The organism is Bradyrhizobium sp. Unk1 (assembly GCF_059512345.1).
In genome coordinates, this window is record NZ_JCAMOP010000019.1 from 106,622 (window position 1) to 121,510 (window position 14,889).

Annotated in this window: 14 protein-coding genes; 6 read left to right on the forward strand and 8 right to left on the reverse strand. The window is 64.2% G+C overall.

Features of this window, described 5'->3' with window-relative positions:
• Positions 1 to 95: 95 nt before the first annotated feature.
• The gene (locus AC5ZFO_RS24405; RefSeq protein ID WP_496122739.1) at positions 96 to 1,025 is read left to right on the forward strand and encodes a lipase family protein; all 930 of its coding nucleotides are present in this window, start codon (positions 96 to 98) and stop codon (positions 1,023 to 1,025) included.
• Positions 1,026 to 1,038: 13 nt separating this feature from the next.
• Here AC5ZFO_RS24405 and AC5ZFO_RS24410 read toward each other — a convergent pair whose 3' ends face one another.
• The 8 genes from AC5ZFO_RS24410 to hpaR form a co-directional block, all read right to left on the reverse strand.
• Entirely contained in the window at positions 1,039 to 2,562 is a 1,524-nt protein-coding gene (locus tag AC5ZFO_RS24410) for a UxaA family hydrolase (RefSeq protein WP_282518927.1), read from the reverse strand.
• A gap of 100 nt (positions 2,563 to 2,662) precedes the next feature.
• Positions 2,663 to 3,439, reverse strand: coding sequence for an HpcH/HpaI aldolase family protein (locus AC5ZFO_RS24415; protein WP_028157190.1), 777 nt, complete (start codon positions 3,437 to 3,439; stop codon positions 2,663 to 2,665).
• A gap of 128 nt (positions 3,440 to 3,567) precedes the next feature.
• Positions 3,568 to 4,653 (reverse strand): malate/lactate/ureidoglycolate dehydrogenase, encoded by a 1,086-nt coding sequence (locus tag AC5ZFO_RS24420; RefSeq protein WP_282518928.1) that lies wholly within the window; start codon positions 4,651 to 4,653, stop codon positions 3,568 to 3,570.
• A gap of 17 nt (positions 4,654 to 4,670) precedes the next feature.
• On the reverse strand, positions 4,671 to 5,399 hold the full coding sequence (locus AC5ZFO_RS24425; RefSeq protein WP_071917611.1) for an ABC transporter ATP-binding protein: 729 nt from the start codon (positions 5,397 to 5,399) through the stop codon (positions 4,671 to 4,673).
• Positions 5,399 to 7,177, reverse strand: a complete 1,779-nt coding sequence (locus tag AC5ZFO_RS24430) for a branched-chain amino acid ABC transporter ATP-binding protein/permease (protein ID WP_282518929.1) — start codon at positions 7,175 to 7,177, stop codon at positions 5,399 to 5,401. The genes AC5ZFO_RS24425 and AC5ZFO_RS24430 overlap by 1 nt, the downstream gene beginning before the upstream one ends.
• On the reverse strand, positions 7,174 to 8,046 hold the full coding sequence (locus tag AC5ZFO_RS24435) for a branched-chain amino acid ABC transporter permease (protein WP_282518930.1): 873 nt from the start codon (positions 8,044 to 8,046) through the stop codon (positions 7,174 to 7,176). Before AC5ZFO_RS24435 ends, AC5ZFO_RS24430 begins: the two co-directional genes overlap by 4 nt.
• Before the next feature lie 83 nt (positions 8,047 to 8,129).
• The gene (locus tag AC5ZFO_RS24440) at positions 8,130 to 9,275 is read right to left on the reverse strand and encodes an ABC transporter substrate-binding protein (RefSeq protein ID WP_282518931.1); all 1,146 of its coding nucleotides are present in this window, start codon (positions 9,273 to 9,275) and stop codon (positions 8,130 to 8,132) included.
• Between the two features lie 307 nt (positions 9,276 to 9,582).
• Entirely contained in the window at positions 9,583 to 10,101 is a 519-nt protein-coding gene (gene hpaR / locus AC5ZFO_RS24445; RefSeq protein WP_282518932.1) for a homoprotocatechuate degradation operon regulator HpaR, read from the reverse strand.
• A gap of 125 nt (positions 10,102 to 10,226) precedes the next feature.
• On the opposite strand from hpaR, the gene hpaH reads away from it, so the two are divergent.
• From hpaH to AC5ZFO_RS24470, 5 genes are read left to right on the forward strand one after another with little or no spacing between them, the layout of a single operon-like run.
• Positions 10,227 to 11,033: a 2-oxo-hept-4-ene-1,7-dioate hydratase gene (gene hpaH / locus AC5ZFO_RS24450; RefSeq protein ID WP_282518933.1), complete on the forward strand. Its 807-nt coding sequence runs from the start codon at positions 10,227 to 10,229 to the stop codon at positions 11,031 to 11,033.
• 30 nt (positions 11,034 to 11,063) lie between these two features.
• Positions 11,064 to 11,462 carry a 5-carboxymethyl-2-hydroxymuconate Delta-isomerase gene (locus AC5ZFO_RS24455; protein ID WP_028146923.1) on the forward strand — a complete coding sequence of 133 codons (399 nt, stop codon included), beginning with the start codon at positions 11,064 to 11,066 and terminating at the stop codon, positions 11,460 to 11,462.
• Positions 11,455 to 12,993: a 5-carboxymethyl-2-hydroxymuconate semialdehyde dehydrogenase gene (hpaE, locus tag AC5ZFO_RS24460; protein ID WP_282518934.1), complete on the forward strand. Its 1,539-nt coding sequence runs from the start codon at positions 11,455 to 11,457 to the stop codon at positions 12,991 to 12,993. The genes AC5ZFO_RS24455 and hpaE overlap by 8 nt, the downstream gene beginning before the upstream one ends.
• A 29-nt stretch (positions 12,994 to 13,022) precedes the next feature.
• Complete coding sequence (gene hpaD / locus AC5ZFO_RS24465) at positions 13,023 to 14,006, forward strand: 3,4-dihydroxyphenylacetate 2,3-dioxygenase (RefSeq protein ID WP_282518935.1); 984 nt, start codon at positions 13,023 to 13,025, stop codon at positions 14,004 to 14,006.
• Between the two features lie 3 nt (positions 14,007 to 14,009).
• The gene (locus AC5ZFO_RS24470) at positions 14,010 to 14,879 is read left to right on the forward strand and encodes a fumarylacetoacetate hydrolase family protein (RefSeq protein WP_282518936.1); all 870 of its coding nucleotides are present in this window, start codon (positions 14,010 to 14,012) and stop codon (positions 14,877 to 14,879) included.
• Positions 14,880 to 14,889 lie beyond the last annotated feature (10 nt).

Sequence of the window (14,889 nt, forward strand, 5' to 3'; positions counted from 1 at the left end):
ACGCGCCGCTTTGCGCATGATGGACTCTCCCGTTCGTAATGGTTGCCGCGCAACGTATCGACGCGTGGCGCGGCCTGAAAGAGGAGATGTTTCCGATGAGCTTTCTGGTCAGATTCCCGCAGGCTTCCTATCGCGCCGACGCGCTCGATGGTTTCACGGTCACTCCAGGTTTCACACCGGGAAACGCGCAAGCCATGATGTGGCTGTCGCAGCTCGCCTACGAGACCGACGACCGCGACAAGGTAGACAATATTCTGAAGGCACTGGGGCTGGAGATGCGCGGCTTCGGTGCCGACACCCCCGCTACAGGTTTGGTGCCACCAAAAGCCCGCTTCATTGTCGCCGTCGGACGCGACGCGACATTCGTCACACTGTCCGGCACCGATCCGCTCAGTATCAAGGATTGGATCACCGACTTCACCCTCGAACCAAGTCCAAATGTTTTTCACAAGGGATTTGCCGAAGCCGTCGGTGCAGTCCGATCAGACATCGAAGCTGCTATCAGGAGCGGCGGCGCCGGACAGCCGCTCTTCTTTACCGGACACAGCATGGGCGGCGCCTTGGCAAATATCGCAGCACTGCGGGCGTTGGATGCTGGCTTGCGGGCAACCGCCATTTACACGTTTGGCGGGCCGCGAACCGGCGGTCAGCGTTTCTTTGAAGCCTACGAGCCTCTCGGCGAAAGCACGTTCCGGCTCGTCAACGGTAACGACATCGTCCCGGCCGTTCCACCCAGCCTGCCGCTAGGCAATTTCCGCCACGTCGGCCAAATGGTGCGTTGCGGGTCTGGCTCGACCTTCGCAGGTCAGGTGCCGGAGTCGAAAGAGGGAAACGACCCCAGCCTCATCCAAATCGGGCTTCGTACCCTTGGTGCCGCGGACATTTTCCACCTGAAGATCCCAAGCATCGAGGAGCTCCGCGACATCGACCCGCGGACGCTCGACCAATCCGACATACTGCCCGGCGTCGTGCGCGACCATGTTCCGGCAAGCTACTTCCGGGCGTTGTCGGTCACCATTCCGTAGCTGCCGCGTAGCCTCACATCGTCGCCCCGAGCACCCAGGGCGCGAACTCGGCGCCGCCGAAATCGAAGCTCTCGCTTTTGGTCGGCTGTCCCGAAGCCGTCTTCAGGATGAGCTCGAAGATGCGCTGGCCGCACTCTTGGACGCTCTCCTCGCCTTCGAGGATGGTGCCGCAATTGACGTCCATGTCCTCTTCCATGCGCTTGTACATGGGCGTGTTGGTGGCGAGCTTGATCGACGGCGCCGGCTTGCAGCCGAACACGCTGCCACGGCCGGTGGTGAAGCAGACCAGATTGGCACCGCCGGCGACCTGACCGGTCGCGGCGACCGGATCATAGCCGGGCGTGTCCATGAACACGAAACCGCGCTTCGTGACGGGCTCGGCGTAGCGCAGCACGTCGACGAGGTTGGTGGTGCCGGCCTTGGCCATCGCGCCGAGCGACTTTTCCAAAATGGTGGTGAGGCCGCCGGCCTTGTTGCCGGGGCTCGGATTGGCATTCATCTCGGCGCCTTCGCGCTCGGTGTATTCGTCCCACCAGCGCATGAGATCGACCAGCTTTTCGCCGACCTCGCGGCTGACGGCGCGGCGCGTGAGCAGATGCTCGGCGCCGTAGGTCTCCGGCGTCTCGGACAGGATCACGGTGCCGCCGTGACGGACGATGAGATCGCTGGCGGCCCCCAGCGCCGGATTTGCGGATACGCCGGAATAGCCGTCCGAGCCGCCGCATTGTAGGGCCACGGTGAGTTCGCTCACCGGTACGGATTCGCGCTTGACCTTGTTGGAGTCTGCGAGAGCTTCACGCACGAACGCAATGCCGGCCTCCACCGTCTTGCGGGTGCCGCCGACCTCCTGGATGTCCATCGCGCGGAGGCGGCCGGCGAGCTTCTGCTCCTCCATCAGCCCGCCGATCTGGTTCACCTCGCAGCCGAGACCGAGCACGATGACGTGGGAGAAATTGACGTGACGCGCATAGCCGCCGAGCGTGCGGCGGAGCAGCGCCAGGGGCTCGTTCTGCGTCATGCCGCAGCCGGTCTTGTGGGTCAGCGCGACCACGCCGTCGACATTGGGAAAGTCGGCCAGCGGATTGTCGCCGGTGAACGGATTCTTCTTGAAGACGTCGGCGACGAGGCTTGCGACATGCGCGCTGCAATTCACCGAGGTGAGGATGCCGATATAGTTGCGCGTGGCGACGCGGCCGTCCGGGCGGCGGATGCCTTCGAAGGTCGCCGGCAGATCGAAATTCGGCGTCGGCTTGACGTCGGCGCAATAGGCGTAGTCCTTCGAGAAATCACCCATGCCGCAATTCTGCACGTGCACGTGCTGGCCCGGTGCGATCGGCACCGTCGCAAAGCCGATGATCTGGCCGTAGCGTATCACCGGCTCGCCCAATGCGATCGGCTTGATCGCGACCTTGTGGCCGGAGGGAATGCGCTCGACCGTGGTCACGCCGTCGGCAACCAATGTTCCCGGCGGCAGGCTCGCGCGCGCGATCAGCACGCCATCATCGGGATGGAGGCGAATGACGGGGCTGATGGTCATGGCAGGTCTCCTTCGGAGGCGAATAGCGAGTTGGTGAGTGGCGAATGGAAAAAGGGGAGCAGCACTATTCGCTACTCCCCATCCGCCATTCGCGAGTGTCTTAGGCCTTCCCGGCCGAATCCTTGCGGGTCGCGTTGACCTGCATCTTGGCGTAGGTCGTCATCAGGCCGACTTCGTTGGACAACGTCACCAGCTTGAAGCCCATGTTGATCGCGCGCGCCGCGCCTTCCGCGCCGCTGCAATGGATGCCCGGGTTGAGACCGCGCTTGGCGCATTCCTTGATGATCTTGTCGTAGATCGCGAGGATCTCCGGCTCGGTGCGGTCGAGCTTCGGCTCGAGGCCGTAGGAGAAGCCGAGATCGGACGGGCCGATATAGACGCCGTCGATGCCCTCGACGTCGAGGATCGCTTCCATGTTCTCGACCGCGGTCCTGGTCTCCATCATCGGCAGCAGGATGGTGTCGGCATTCGCGGTCTTCTGGTAGGAGCCTGCGGTGCCGTACATGCCGGCGCGGATCGGGCCGTTGGAGCGGACGCCCTGCGGCGGATACTTGGAATACGAGACGAGGTTCTTGGCCTCCTGCGCCGTGTTGACCATCGGGCAGATCACGCCATAGGCGCCGCCGTCGAGCACCTTGCCGATGATGCCGGGCTCGTTCCAGGGCACGCGGACCATCGGGGTCACGGGATGCTTATCCATCGCCTGGAAGCACTGCACCATCGAGAGATAGTCCTGCACGCCGTGCTGCATGTCCACGGTGACGCTGTCGAAGCCGCATTGCGCGATCATCTCGGCCGAGAAGCCGGAGGGAATCGCGAGCCACGCGTTGACCACGGCCTTGCCCGACTTCCAGATTTCCTTGACCTTGTTCGCCACGTTGCCTTCCTTCTTTTGTTGCTTGGACCGTTGTTTGGACCTTCGTCACCATGACGAGCGCCGCGACCGCACGGCTCTGCTGTTACCGCGAACCGGGGCTCCGCGCTACGCTCGCAATGACGCAAGACCTATGCGGTCGCCCGCTGGATGCTGACTTCGCTGACGCCGACCTCGCGGGCGGTGTTCACTATCGCCGCCCAGGTGTCATCCGGCAAGGGGATGCCGCTCTTGGTGCGCTCGGCCCGGGTTTTCCGCTCGGGATCGCCTGGAATCAGCACCTGATCGACCCCCGCCATCGGCTTGGTGGCGCGGATGAAGTCGGTATAGCGCGACACCTCTGCATCGAACACATGGGAGGTATCGATCACCTTCGGATCGACATAGAACGCCAGCATGCCGTTGGCGAAGCGTCGGCCGCCCGAGGTGGCCCCGGTTCCGGTCAGCGCGCCGCCGAGCAGCTCGCACATGAACGCAAGGCCCGAGCCCTTGTGATCGCCGAAAGCGCGGATGGCCCCCGTCCCCTTGGTGTGATCGCGCGGCCCTTCCGGCGTGAACGGCCCGTAGAGCACGGTCGGGTCCTCGCTGAGGGTCCCGTCGGCATCGACCAGCGCGCCCTTCGGCAGCTTCTTGCCACCGCGGCTTGCGACCAGCACCTTGCCTTCGGCGACGACCGAGGTTGCGAAATCCAGCACGATCGGATCCTGCCCCGTGCGCGGGATGCCGACGCAATAAGGCGCGGTGGAGAGCCGCTTCTCGACGCCGCCGAACGGCGCCACCAAAAGCGAGCCCGCGGCATTGACGAAATGCACGGAGACCACCCCTTCGGCGGCGGCCATCTCGGCCCAGTCGCCGACGCGGCCGATATGGCCGGCATTGCGCAGCGCAACAGCGGCAAGGCCCGCCTTCTTGCATTTCTCGATGCCGATCCGGACCGCCTGCGGCGTCACGGTCTGGCCGTAGCCGAACTTGCCGTCGACCACCGCGAGCGAAGGCGTGTCGACCACGACCTCCGCGGTCTGGTTCGGGACCACGAAACCCGTCTTCAGCCAGCGGATGTAGACGGGCACGCGGATCACGCCGTGGCTGTCATGGCCGGTGAGATTGGCCGTGGTGAGATAGGTCGCGATCCGCTTGGCCTCCTCCGGCGAGGAGTCTGCGTGGCCGAACACCTCGCCGACGAAATCGATGAGGTTCTGGACCTGGATCGTGACCATCGCGAAATATCTCCCGTTTAAGCACTCACCTTGGCATGGCCGCCGAGATAGGCGGCGCGGATCGCTTCGTTGCCCCAGAGCGCGTCGGGCTTGCCGCCGAGCACGATGCGGCCGGTTTCGAGCACATAGCCGTAATCGGCCACCGACAGGCCCATGCGCGCATTCTGCTCGACGAGCAGCACCGTCGTGTTGCGCCGGATCTCCGAGATGATCTTGAACACGGCCTGCACGATGACGGGCGCTAGCCCAAGCGAGGGCTCGTCGAGCAGCAGCAGCCGCGGCTTGGCCATCAAGCCGCGCGCGACCGCCACCATCTGCAGCTGGCCGCCGGAAAGAGTCCAGCCGAGCGCGTTGGTGAACTTCCGGATGTCGGGGAACAGGTCGAACATCGCGTCCGCCTCCCGCGAAATCTCCGAGGTCGGCGCCCGGCGATTGGACGCGCCGAGCATGATGTTCTCTTTCACGGTGAGACCCGGGAATACCCTGCGGCCTTCCGGCACGTGCGAGATGCCCATGCGGACGATCGCTTCCGGACCAAGACCTGCGATCGACTTGCCGTCGAACAGGATGTCGCCGGAGGTCGGCTTGGCGAGGCCGGAGATGGCGCGCAAGGTCGTGGACTTGCCGGCGCCGTTGGCCCCGAGCAGCGTCACCACCTGCCCCTGCTCCACCGCGCAGGTCACCCCGCGCAGCGCTTCGATCTCGCCGTAGCGCACCACCAGATTGCGGATTTCGAGCAACGGCATCATTCGCTCCCGAGATAGGCGGAGACGACGTCGGGATGACGCAGCACGGCCATGGATTCGCCGTCCGCGATACGGCGTCCGAAGTTGAGCACGGTGATGTGCTGGGCCGCTTCCGAGACCAGCGTCATGTCGTGATCGATGATCAGGATGGTCAGGCCCTGCGCCGCGATGCGCTTGAGCAGCTCGTGCAATTCCAGCTTCTCGGTCGAGTTGAGGCCGGCCGCCGGCTCGTCGAGCAGCAGCAGCGTCGGGTTCGACGCGAGCGCACGGGCGATCTCGATCAGCCGCTGATGGCCGTAGGAGAAGCTCGAGATCAGCTCGTTGGCGCGGCTGCCGAGGCCGACGAAGGTCAGCGCCTCCATCGCCCGCTCGGTCAGGGCGTCGTCGCCCTTCCCGACCATGGTGTTGCCGGGCCGCTCGGCGCCGATCTCGACATTCTCCAGCGCCGTCATCGAACGGAACAGGCGAATGTTCTGGAACGTGCGGCCGAGGCCCGCAGCCGTGCGCTGATGCGGCGCCATATGCGTGATGTCGGTGCCGTCGAGCACGATCCTGCCGGACGTTGCCTCATAGAGGCCCGAGAGCACATTGAGCGTCGTGGTCTTGCCCGAGCCGTTCGGCCCGATCAGCGCATGCACGCCGCCGCGCTTCACGGCGATGTCGACGCCGTCGACGGCCTTGAGGCCACCGAAATGCTTCGACAGGCCGGTGACTTCCAGCACCGTGTCGCCGCCGATCGTCGCCGGCTTCAATTGCAGGGCAGCCGCTGCCGGCGGCGCCTTGATCTTGGCGCGCCAACGCGTGAAGGCGTCCGCGACAAAGCCCCAGATGCCGTCGGGCATGAAGCGGATGATCAGGATCACGAACAGGCCGTAGATTGCGAGATACAGGCCCGGCACGCTCTTGAGGAAGCGCAGCCATTCCGGGATCAGGATCAAGAGACCCGTGCCGATGGCAGAACCGATCGGCGAGGCCACGCCGCCGAGCAGCGACATGGTCAGGAACACGATCGATTCCGCAAAGGAGAACTGATCGGGGCTGACATAGGCGAAGCCGCCGGCGAACAATCCGCCCGCGAGACCGCCGAGCAGCGCACAGAGCGCAAACGCGTAGATCTTGGTGCGGAAGACGTCGATGCCGTTGACGCCGGCCGCAAGCTCGTTGTCGCGCACCGCACGCATGGCGCGGCCGAGTTTTGTATCCGCGAGATGCCAGACCAGGTAGCCGACGATCGCCAGCATCGCGACGCAGAAAGCGAGATAGCTCTGCGACGACTGGAACAGCTCGGGTCGCTTGATGTTGGGGACGCCGTCGGGGCCGCGCGTCAGCCAGATCGCGTTGATCATCACCAGCGTGACGATCTGCTGGAACGAGATCGTCACCATCGCAAGATAATGACCGCCGAGCCGCAGCGTCGACATGCCCAGGAACGCGCCGGCGAGCAGCGAGATCAGGCAGCCGCCGACGAGGCACACCCAGAAGCTGACCTGCAGGTCCGTCGTGCCGATGCCGACCGCATAGGCGCCGAGGCCGAAGAACGCGGCCTGCGCCAGATTGATCTGGCCGCACAGGCCGAGCACGACCGAGAGGCCGAACACCGCGATCGAGAACGTGGTGGCCTGCAGCAGGATGTTGTGGACGTATCCGTCGAAGCGCATGGTCGCCGCGAGCCAGACCAGGATCGCCGCGCCGATGAAGTACGGCAGGTGCCGGACCAGCAGCGGTTTCGAATGGATGCCGGGCGCCGGAATCGGCATGTTGTCGCTGGGAGCGCTCATGCTTTTTCCGCCACGCGTTCGCCGAAGATGCCCTGCGGCCGGAAGATCAGGAAGGCGATCAGCACCAGGAAGGCGAAGCCGTCCTTATAGGGCACCGAGATATAGGCTGCGCCAAAGGTTTCGATGACCCCAAGCGAGAGCCCGCCGATGATGGCGCCGGCCACGTCGCCGAAGCCGCCGATGATGGTGGCCGCGAACGCCTTCAGCGCGATCGTCGAGCCCATCTGGATCGAGACGAACAGCACCGGTGCGACCAGAATACCGGCAAGGCCGCCGAGCACCGCCGAATAGATGAAAGTGATCATGATCATGGTGGAGACGGATATGCCGAGCAGCGAGGCCATCTCCTTGTCCTGCGAGGTCGCCTGCAGCTTCTTGCCGAGCAACGTCTTCTCGAAGAACCAGAAATTGAAGATCACGAGACAGATGGTGACGCCGATGATCAGCAGATACTGGCTGTCGAGATAGACCGGGCCGACCTGGATGCCCGGCGTCTCAAACCAGCCTTCCAGCACCTGCGGCTGCGGGCCGTAGATCGCGAGCACGGAATTGGCGAGCAGGATCGAGGCGCCGATGGTGGCGATGATGACAGGCAGATAGGTGCGGTGGCGCAGCGGATAATAGACGCCGAGATTGAAGATGACGCCGAGCAGCGCCATGCCGAGCAGCGCGACGATGAAGGCCGCCCAATAGGGCAGACCTGCCTCGACCGCGACGACCATCAGATAGGCCGCGACCATGGAGAATTCGCCCTGGGCGAAATTCACCACATTGGTGGCACGGAAGATCAGCACGAAGCCGAGCGCGACGAGCGCGTAGACGGCGCCGATGCCGATGCCGGTAAAAAGGAGTTGCAGGGCGAGATCCATGACAAGCTTCTGTTGGAGGTCGGATGCATTCGCCGAAAGACGGTTCGACCTCCCCGATCGAAATCGGGGAGGCCGTTGAAACGTCAGTCGTTGAACTCGATGTGCTTGTCGAAGACGATCTTGCCCTTGTCGTTCTTCACGATGTTGTAGCCGTGCAGACCGTCGCCGTTCTGGTCGAAATTGTATTCGCCCTCGGCGCCCGCGAACTTCTTGATCGCGAGAATGGCCTCGCGGACCTTGGCCGGATCGGTCGTGCCGGCCTTGTTGATGCCCTGCGCGAGCACGTTGATCGCGTCGAAGGTCCAGGAGCTCTGGTTGTCGGGCGCGACCTTGACCGCGTCGCGGTAGATCTTGCCGAACGCCTGCGAGCCTGCGCTGGAATCCTCGGCATAGTCGGCCACGCCATACGTATTGTAGAGCGCGGGACCTGCGAGCTTCAGCGCGGTGATGTTGACGATCGAGGGCGAGCCGACCCACGGGATGCTGACGCCGAGCTGACGGAGCTGGCGAGCAAAGATGCCGAGATCGTTCTCGAACGTGAAGTAGGAACCGAGGATGTCGGCGCCGGACTGCTTGATCGCGAGCACGACCGGGGTGAAGTCCTGGCTCTGGTTGGCATAGCCCTGATCGAGCACCGGCGGCGCGCCGAGCTTTTCGAGCGCGGCGGTCAGCGCCTTGCCGCCTGCGGTGCCGAACGCATCGGTCGAGTGCAGCACGGCCCATTTCTTCTTGGCGAGCGTGGTGACGCCGTATTCGGCGATCACGCGGCCGGAATAGCTGTCATTGGGGCGGCAGCGGAACAGCCACTGATTGCCCATATGGGTGAGATTCGGATCGGTGCCGCCGATCATCACGGGCTTGCCGAGCTTGGTGACGTCGGGCGCCATCGCATGGACCTGGGTCGAACGAATCGAGCCAAGGAACCCGACGATGTCGGACTGCGCGGCGAGTTTCGAGAAGGCGAGCACGATGCCGGGATTGGTGGTCTGGTCGTCCTCGACGATCAACTCGCCTTGTTTTCCCAGGATACCGCCGGCCTTGTTGACGGCTTCGAGCGCGAGCCTGGCGCCCTTGACGGCGTAGCCGCCGGACTCGGCGGCGGGACCGGTGACGGGCGCGCACATGCCGATCTTGATGGTGGCGCCTTGCGCATGCGCGCTCTTGATGAGGTATGGCGCGGCAATGCCGGCAGCAATTCCGGCAGCGAAGTCGCGTCTCGTCAGTCTCATTCATTCCTCCCTGGGGCCGGGCATCCTTGTCGGCCCTTCTTTGTCTTGGATCTATGTCTTGGCTCTATCGCTGAATACAGAACCGGATGCTACTTACGAATTCTGCCGATACGAGTAAATTGATATTGCGCCAACATCGACTAACTGCGCAGAGCGCGCACCCAATAGTGATCAACACCCGCGACGGCTGTCTATTCTCAGCGATTTTTCACGGCATTTTCACGCATTTCGCGGCGACCGCGCTGCCCACGCGTTATGCAATGACGACAGTCATGCGTAGTTGGAAAGTGATCATGCAAATTTGCCGTTACGTTTCATCCGTGACCTCGTCACTCGCGTCCGTGGAAGCGAGACACAATTCCAACTGACCGAGCATTTCCTGCAACTCAGCGAGCTTGCGCGCGCCGAAGCGCTGCGTGATCTCGGCGTAGATCGCTTCCGAGGATGGGGCGACCGCGGCCATCAGCTTGACGCCCTCTTTCGAGATCGAGACCATGCTGCGGCGCTGGTCCGCCTTCGCCGTCCTGCGCTCGATCAGATTCCGCGCCTCGAGATCGCGCAGGATGCGGGACAGGCTCGGCCCGAGGAGAAATGCCGTGCGCGCGAGCTCGGTCACCTCCGCGGCCTCGATGGCTGCCAATGCGCGGAGGATGCGCCATTGCTGCTCGGTCAGGCCGTGCTCGCGCAGCTTGGGACGAAATTGCCGCATCACCGCTTCACGTGCCCTGAGCAGCGACATCGGCAGCGAGCGCGAGAAGTCGCGCATCGGCACCTGCCGTGCGGCGGGCTCACTTCCGTTCGCGGGGTCAGCCGGTCTCTTCGCCATGTCGTCCTTTCAAAGCCGCCCTTTCAAGCCGCAAAATGTTTGCAGTGCAGCAAGCCCAAATTGTGTTTGACGCGTTCACTTAACATGTTAAGTATCTCCAGGCACCACGATTTGTAAGATCACAGATGGCGCTTTCCAACGACGATATCCAAGCTTGTGCGAGCCGTCTGCATCAGGCGGAGAAGACCCGCACTCAGATCCGGCAGCTCTCGCAGGATTTTCCAGGCATTACCATCGCTGACGCCTACGCGATTCAGAAGGCCTGGGTCGACCTCAAGCTCGCGGAGGGCCGCATCGTCAAGGGCCACAAGATCGGCTTGACATCGAAGGCGATGCAGAGCGCGCTCAATATCGACGAGCCGGATTCCGGCGTGCTGCTCGACGACATGTTCTTTGCCGATGGCGGCCTCGTCCCGACCGAGCGCTTCATCGCCACGCGCGTCGAGGCCGAGCTCGCCTTCGTCATGAGCAGGCGCCTCGCGGGGCCGGATTGCACGATGTTCGACGTGCTCAACGCCACCGATTTCGTGGTGCCGGCGCTGGAGATCCTGGACACGCGCATCGAACGTGTCGACCCCAGCACCAAGGCGACGCGAAAAATCTTCGACACCATCGCCGACAATGCGGCGAATGCCGGCATCGTGCTCGGTGGACGGCCGATCCGCCCGCTGGACGCAGATTTGCGCTGGATCGGCGCGCTTTGTTTCAAGAATGGCCAGCTCGAAGAGACGGGCCTTGCCGCCGGCGTGCTCAATCATCCCGCGACTGCGGTGGCCTGGCTCGCCAACAAGATCGCGCCGCTCGGCCTTGCGCTGGAGCCCGGCCAGATCGTGCTTGCCGGCTCCTTCATCCGTCCGATCGAGACCCGCAAGGGCGACACAATTCAGGCCGATTATGGCGCCTACGGCTCGGTGAGCTGCTACTTCGCTTAGACGAACAAAAAGACAGGGAGTGAAACCGCGATGCCGCATTTCACGATCGAATATTCGGCCAATCTCGACGGCCGCCTCGACATCGGCGCCGTCTGCGAGGTGGTGCGGAAGGCAGCGGTCGAGACCGGCATCTTCCCGCTCGGCGGCATCCGCGTCCGCGCTGTCAGGTGCGAGCACTATGCGATCGCCGACGCGCGACAGGACTACGGCTTTCTCGACATGGTGCTGCGCATCGGCGAAGGACGCGACCTTCCCACGCGCCAGAAGGCAGGCGAGCACGTCTTCCAGGCGCTTTCAAAACATCTCGATCCCGTCTTCGCCGCCAGCAAGTTCGCCCTGTCGTTCGACATGCAGATCAACGACAAGGACACCAGCTGGAAGCGCAACAACATCCACGACGCCCTGAAAGTGGAGGCTGCCCATGGATAAGCCCACGCCGAAAGCCGATGTGTTCCAGGCCAATCGCGACCGCGCAGCACCGCTGCTGAAGACGCTGCGGGGCGACGGCATCGGCCACATGATCGACGGCAAGATCGTCCCCTCCATCTCCGGTGAGACCTTCGAGACGAAGTCCCCGGTCGATGGCGCCACGCTCGCGAGCGTCGCGCGCGGCAGCGCCGAGGACATCGACGCCGCGGCCACGGCCGCTGCGCTGGCCTTCAAGTCGTGGCGCGACATGGGGCCGGCGATGCGGAAGAAGCTGCTGCACCGCGTCGCCGACGCGATCGAGGACAATGCCGACGACATCGCCGTGCTCGAATGCATCGACACCGGTCAGGCCTATCGCTTCATGGCCAAGGCCGCGATCCGCGCCGCCGAGAATTTCCGCTTCTTCGCCGACAAATGCGCCGAGGCGCGCGACGGCCAGAACACGCCGAGCGACGAGCACTGGAACGTCTCGACCCGCGTGCCGATAGGCCCGGTCGGCGTGATCACGCCGTGGAACACACCGTTCATGCTCTCGACCTGGAAGATCGCGCCGGCGCTGGCCGCGGGCTGCACCGTCGTGCACAAGCCGGCCGAATGGTCGCCGGTGACCGCCGCCGTTCTGGCAAGGCTCGTCAAGGAAGCCGGCGTTCCCGACGGCGTGCTCAACACCGTGCACGGTTTTGGCGAGGAGGCCGGCAAGGCCCTGACCGAGCATCCCGCGATCAAGGCGATCGGCTTCGTCGGCGAGAGCGCGACGGGCTCGGCGATCATGGTTCAGGGCGCGCCGACCTTGAAGCGCGTGCATTTCGAGCTCGGCGGCAAGAACCCGGTGATCGTGTTCGACGACGCCGATCTCGACCGCGCCCTCGATGCGGTCGTGTTCATGATCTACTCGCTCAACGGCGAGCGCTGCACATCGTCAAGCCGCCTGTTGATCCAGGCCAGCATTGCGGAGAAATTCATTGAGAAGCTGACCGCCCGCGTGAAAACGCTGAGGGTCGGCCATCCCCTCGACCCCGCCACCGAGATCGGACCGCTGATCCACGAACGGCACCTGGCAAAGGTGTGCTCCTATTTCGACGTCGCGCGACAGGACGGCGCGACGATTGCCGTCGGCGGCAAAGCTTTCGATGGTCCGGGAGGCGGACACTACGTCGAGCCGACGCTGGTGACCGGCGCGACCGGCAAGATGCGCGTGGCGCAGGAGGAGGTGTTCGGCCCCTTCCTCACCGTGCTGCCCTTCAAGGACGAGGCCGACGCGATCGAGATCGCCAACGACATCCGCTACGGCCTGACCGGCTATGTCTGGACCAACGACGTCGGCCGCGCGCTGCGCGTTGCCGACGCGCTGGAGGCCGGCATGATCTGGCTCAACTCGGAAAACGTTCGCCATCTGCCGACGCCGTTCGGCGGCATGAAGGCCTCAGGCATCGGCCGCGACGGCGGCGACTACTCGTTCGACTTCTACATGGAAACCAAGCACGTCTCGCTGGCGCGGGGCACGCACAAGATTCAGAAATTGGGAATCTGACGCCCGTCGAGCCGAGAGGGGAAACGCCAATGCCCGTACCGCAACACATCTTCGAACCGCCGTTCAACATCATCCGCTCCAGCCACGTCGTGCTCGACGTGACCGACCTGAAGCTCAGCCGCGCGTTCTACGAGACCACCGTCGGGCTGCATGTCGAGGATGCCGACGACAAGGTCGTCTATCTGCGCGCAGCCGAGGAGCACCAGCATCACTCGCTGGTGTTGCGCAAGGCGTCGGTACCCGCCTGTAACAGGCTCGGCTTCAAGGTCGGTAACGACAAAGACCTCGACAAGGCCGCCTCCTTTCTTTCGGAGAACGGTCTCTCTTACGCCTTCGTCGACCAGCCCTTCCAGGGCCGCACGCTGCAGTTCACCGATCCCTTCGGCTTCCAGATCGAGCTGTACGCCGCGATGGACCGGCGGCCGCATCTGCTTCGCCGCTACGACCTCTACAGAGGATGCCACCCGCAGCGGCTCGACCATTTCAACGTCTTCGCCGCCGAGGTGCAGGACACCGTCGAGTTCTACGCGCGGCTCGGCTTCCGCCTGACCGAATATGCCGAGGAGGACGGACCGAACGGGCGCATCGCCGCGGCCTGGATGCACCGCAAGGGCAACGTCCACGATTTCGCCATCACAAACGGCAAGGGCCCTCGCCTGCACCACTTCGCCTACTGGACGCCGACGGCGATGAACATCATCCATCTCTGCGACGTGATGGCCTCGCAAGGCTTCGTCAAGAACATCGAGCGCGGCCCGGGACGCCACGGCATCTCGAATGCGTTCTTCCTCTACGTGCGCGACCCCGACGGGCACCGTCTCGAGCTCTACACCAGCGACTACTTTACGGGCGATCACGACCACGAGCCGCTGCGCTGGTCGCTGCGCGATCCGCGCCGCCAGACGCTGTGGGGCGCGCCGGCGCCGCGCTCGTGGTTCGAGCAGGGTTCGCCGTTCAGCGGGCAAGCCGTGCGCGAGCCGAAGTTCGTGGCCGACGTGCTGGTGGCGGATTAAGAGATGAAGCTCCCTCGCCTCGCCACCTATTCCGTCAAGGGTGAAATCCGCTACGGCGCCGTCCTGGAGGGCGGCATCGTCGATCTCTCCGCACGCCACGCAAAAGACTATCCAACGCTGCGCGAGGTGATCGCGGCCGGGAAGCTCGTGAGCCTCGCCGAAGAGGCCGCCGGCCGCACGCCGGTTCACGCGCTCGGCGAGATCACCTGGCTGCCGCCGGTGCCCGCGCCGGAAAAGATCATCTGCATCGGCGTCAACTATCCCGACCGCAATGCCGAGTACAAGGACGGCCAGGAGGCGCCGAAATATCCGAGCATGTTCATGCGCTCGCCCCGCTCCTTCGTCGGCCACGACACGCCTTTGGTGCGCCCGCGCGCATCGGCGCAGCTCGACTACGAAGGCGAGATCGTGCTGGTGATCGGCAAGCCCGGCCGGCACATCGCGGAAAGCGCCGCGCTAGATCACGTCGCGGCCCTCACGCTCTGCAACGAAGGCTCGGTGCGCGACTGGCTGCGCCACGCCAAGTTCAACGTCACGCAGGGCAAGAACTTTGATTCCAGCGGCAGCCTCGGCCCGTGGCTCGTGCCCTACACCAAGGAAGCGCAGATCGCCGACATTCGTCTGACCACGCATGTCAACGGCGAGCTCAGGCAGGAGGACCGGACCAGCCGGCTGATGTTTCCGTTCCGCTATCTCATCAGCTATATCTCGACCTTCGCGACGCTTGTCCCCGGTGACATCATTGTGACGGGCACGCCGACCGGCGCCGGCGCGCGGTTCGATCCGCCGCGCTATCTGAAGCCCGGCGATGTCATCGAGGTCGAAGCCGAAGGCATCGGCATGCTACGAAATGGCGTCGTCGACGAAGCCTGAACAACAATCG

What these genes read in the sequence shown, in the direction of transcription:
- AC5ZFO_RS24405 (WP_496122739.1), top strand. Translation starts at nt 96, where the DNA reads ATGAGCTTTCTGGTCAGATTCCCGCAGGCTTCCTATCGCGCCGACGCG.
- AC5ZFO_RS24410 (WP_282518927.1), bottom strand. Translation starts at nt 2,562, where the DNA reads ATGACCATCAGCCCCGTCATTCGCCTCCATCCCGATGATGGCGTGCTG.
- AC5ZFO_RS24420 (WP_282518928.1), bottom strand. Translation starts at nt 4,653, where the DNA reads ATGGTCACGATCCAGGTCCAGAACCTCATCGATTTCGTCGGCGAGGTG.
- AC5ZFO_RS24425 (WP_071917611.1), bottom strand. Translation starts at nt 5,399, where the DNA reads ATGCCGTTGCTCGAAATCCGCAATCTGGTGGTGCGCTACGGCGAGATC.
- AC5ZFO_RS24430 (WP_282518929.1), bottom strand. Translation starts at nt 7,177, where the DNA reads ATGAGCGCTCCCAGCGACAACATGCCGATTCCGGCGCCCGGCATCCAT.
- AC5ZFO_RS24435 (WP_282518930.1), bottom strand. Translation starts at nt 8,046, where the DNA reads ATGGATCTCGCCCTGCAACTCCTTTTTACCGGCATCGGCATCGGCGCC.
- AC5ZFO_RS24440 (WP_282518931.1), bottom strand. Translation starts at nt 9,275, where the DNA reads ATGAGACTGACGAGACGCGACTTCGCTGCCGGAATTGCTGCCGGCATT.
- hpaR (WP_282518932.1), bottom strand. Translation starts at nt 10,101, where the DNA reads ATGGCGAAGAGACCGGCTGACCCCGCGAACGGAAGTGAGCCCGCCGCA.
- hpaH (WP_282518933.1), top strand. Translation starts at nt 10,227, where the DNA reads ATGGCGCTTTCCAACGACGATATCCAAGCTTGTGCGAGCCGTCTGCAT.
- AC5ZFO_RS24455 (WP_028146923.1), top strand. Translation starts at nt 11,064, where the DNA reads ATGCCGCATTTCACGATCGAATATTCGGCCAATCTCGACGGCCGCCTC.
- hpaE (WP_282518934.1), top strand. Translation starts at nt 11,455, where the DNA reads ATGGATAAGCCCACGCCGAAAGCCGATGTGTTCCAGGCCAATCGCGAC.
- hpaD (WP_282518935.1), top strand. Translation starts at nt 13,023, where the DNA reads ATGCCCGTACCGCAACACATCTTCGAACCGCCGTTCAACATCATCCGC.
- AC5ZFO_RS24470 (WP_282518936.1), top strand. Translation starts at nt 14,010, where the DNA reads ATGAAGCTCCCTCGCCTCGCCACCTATTCCGTCAAGGGTGAAATCCGC.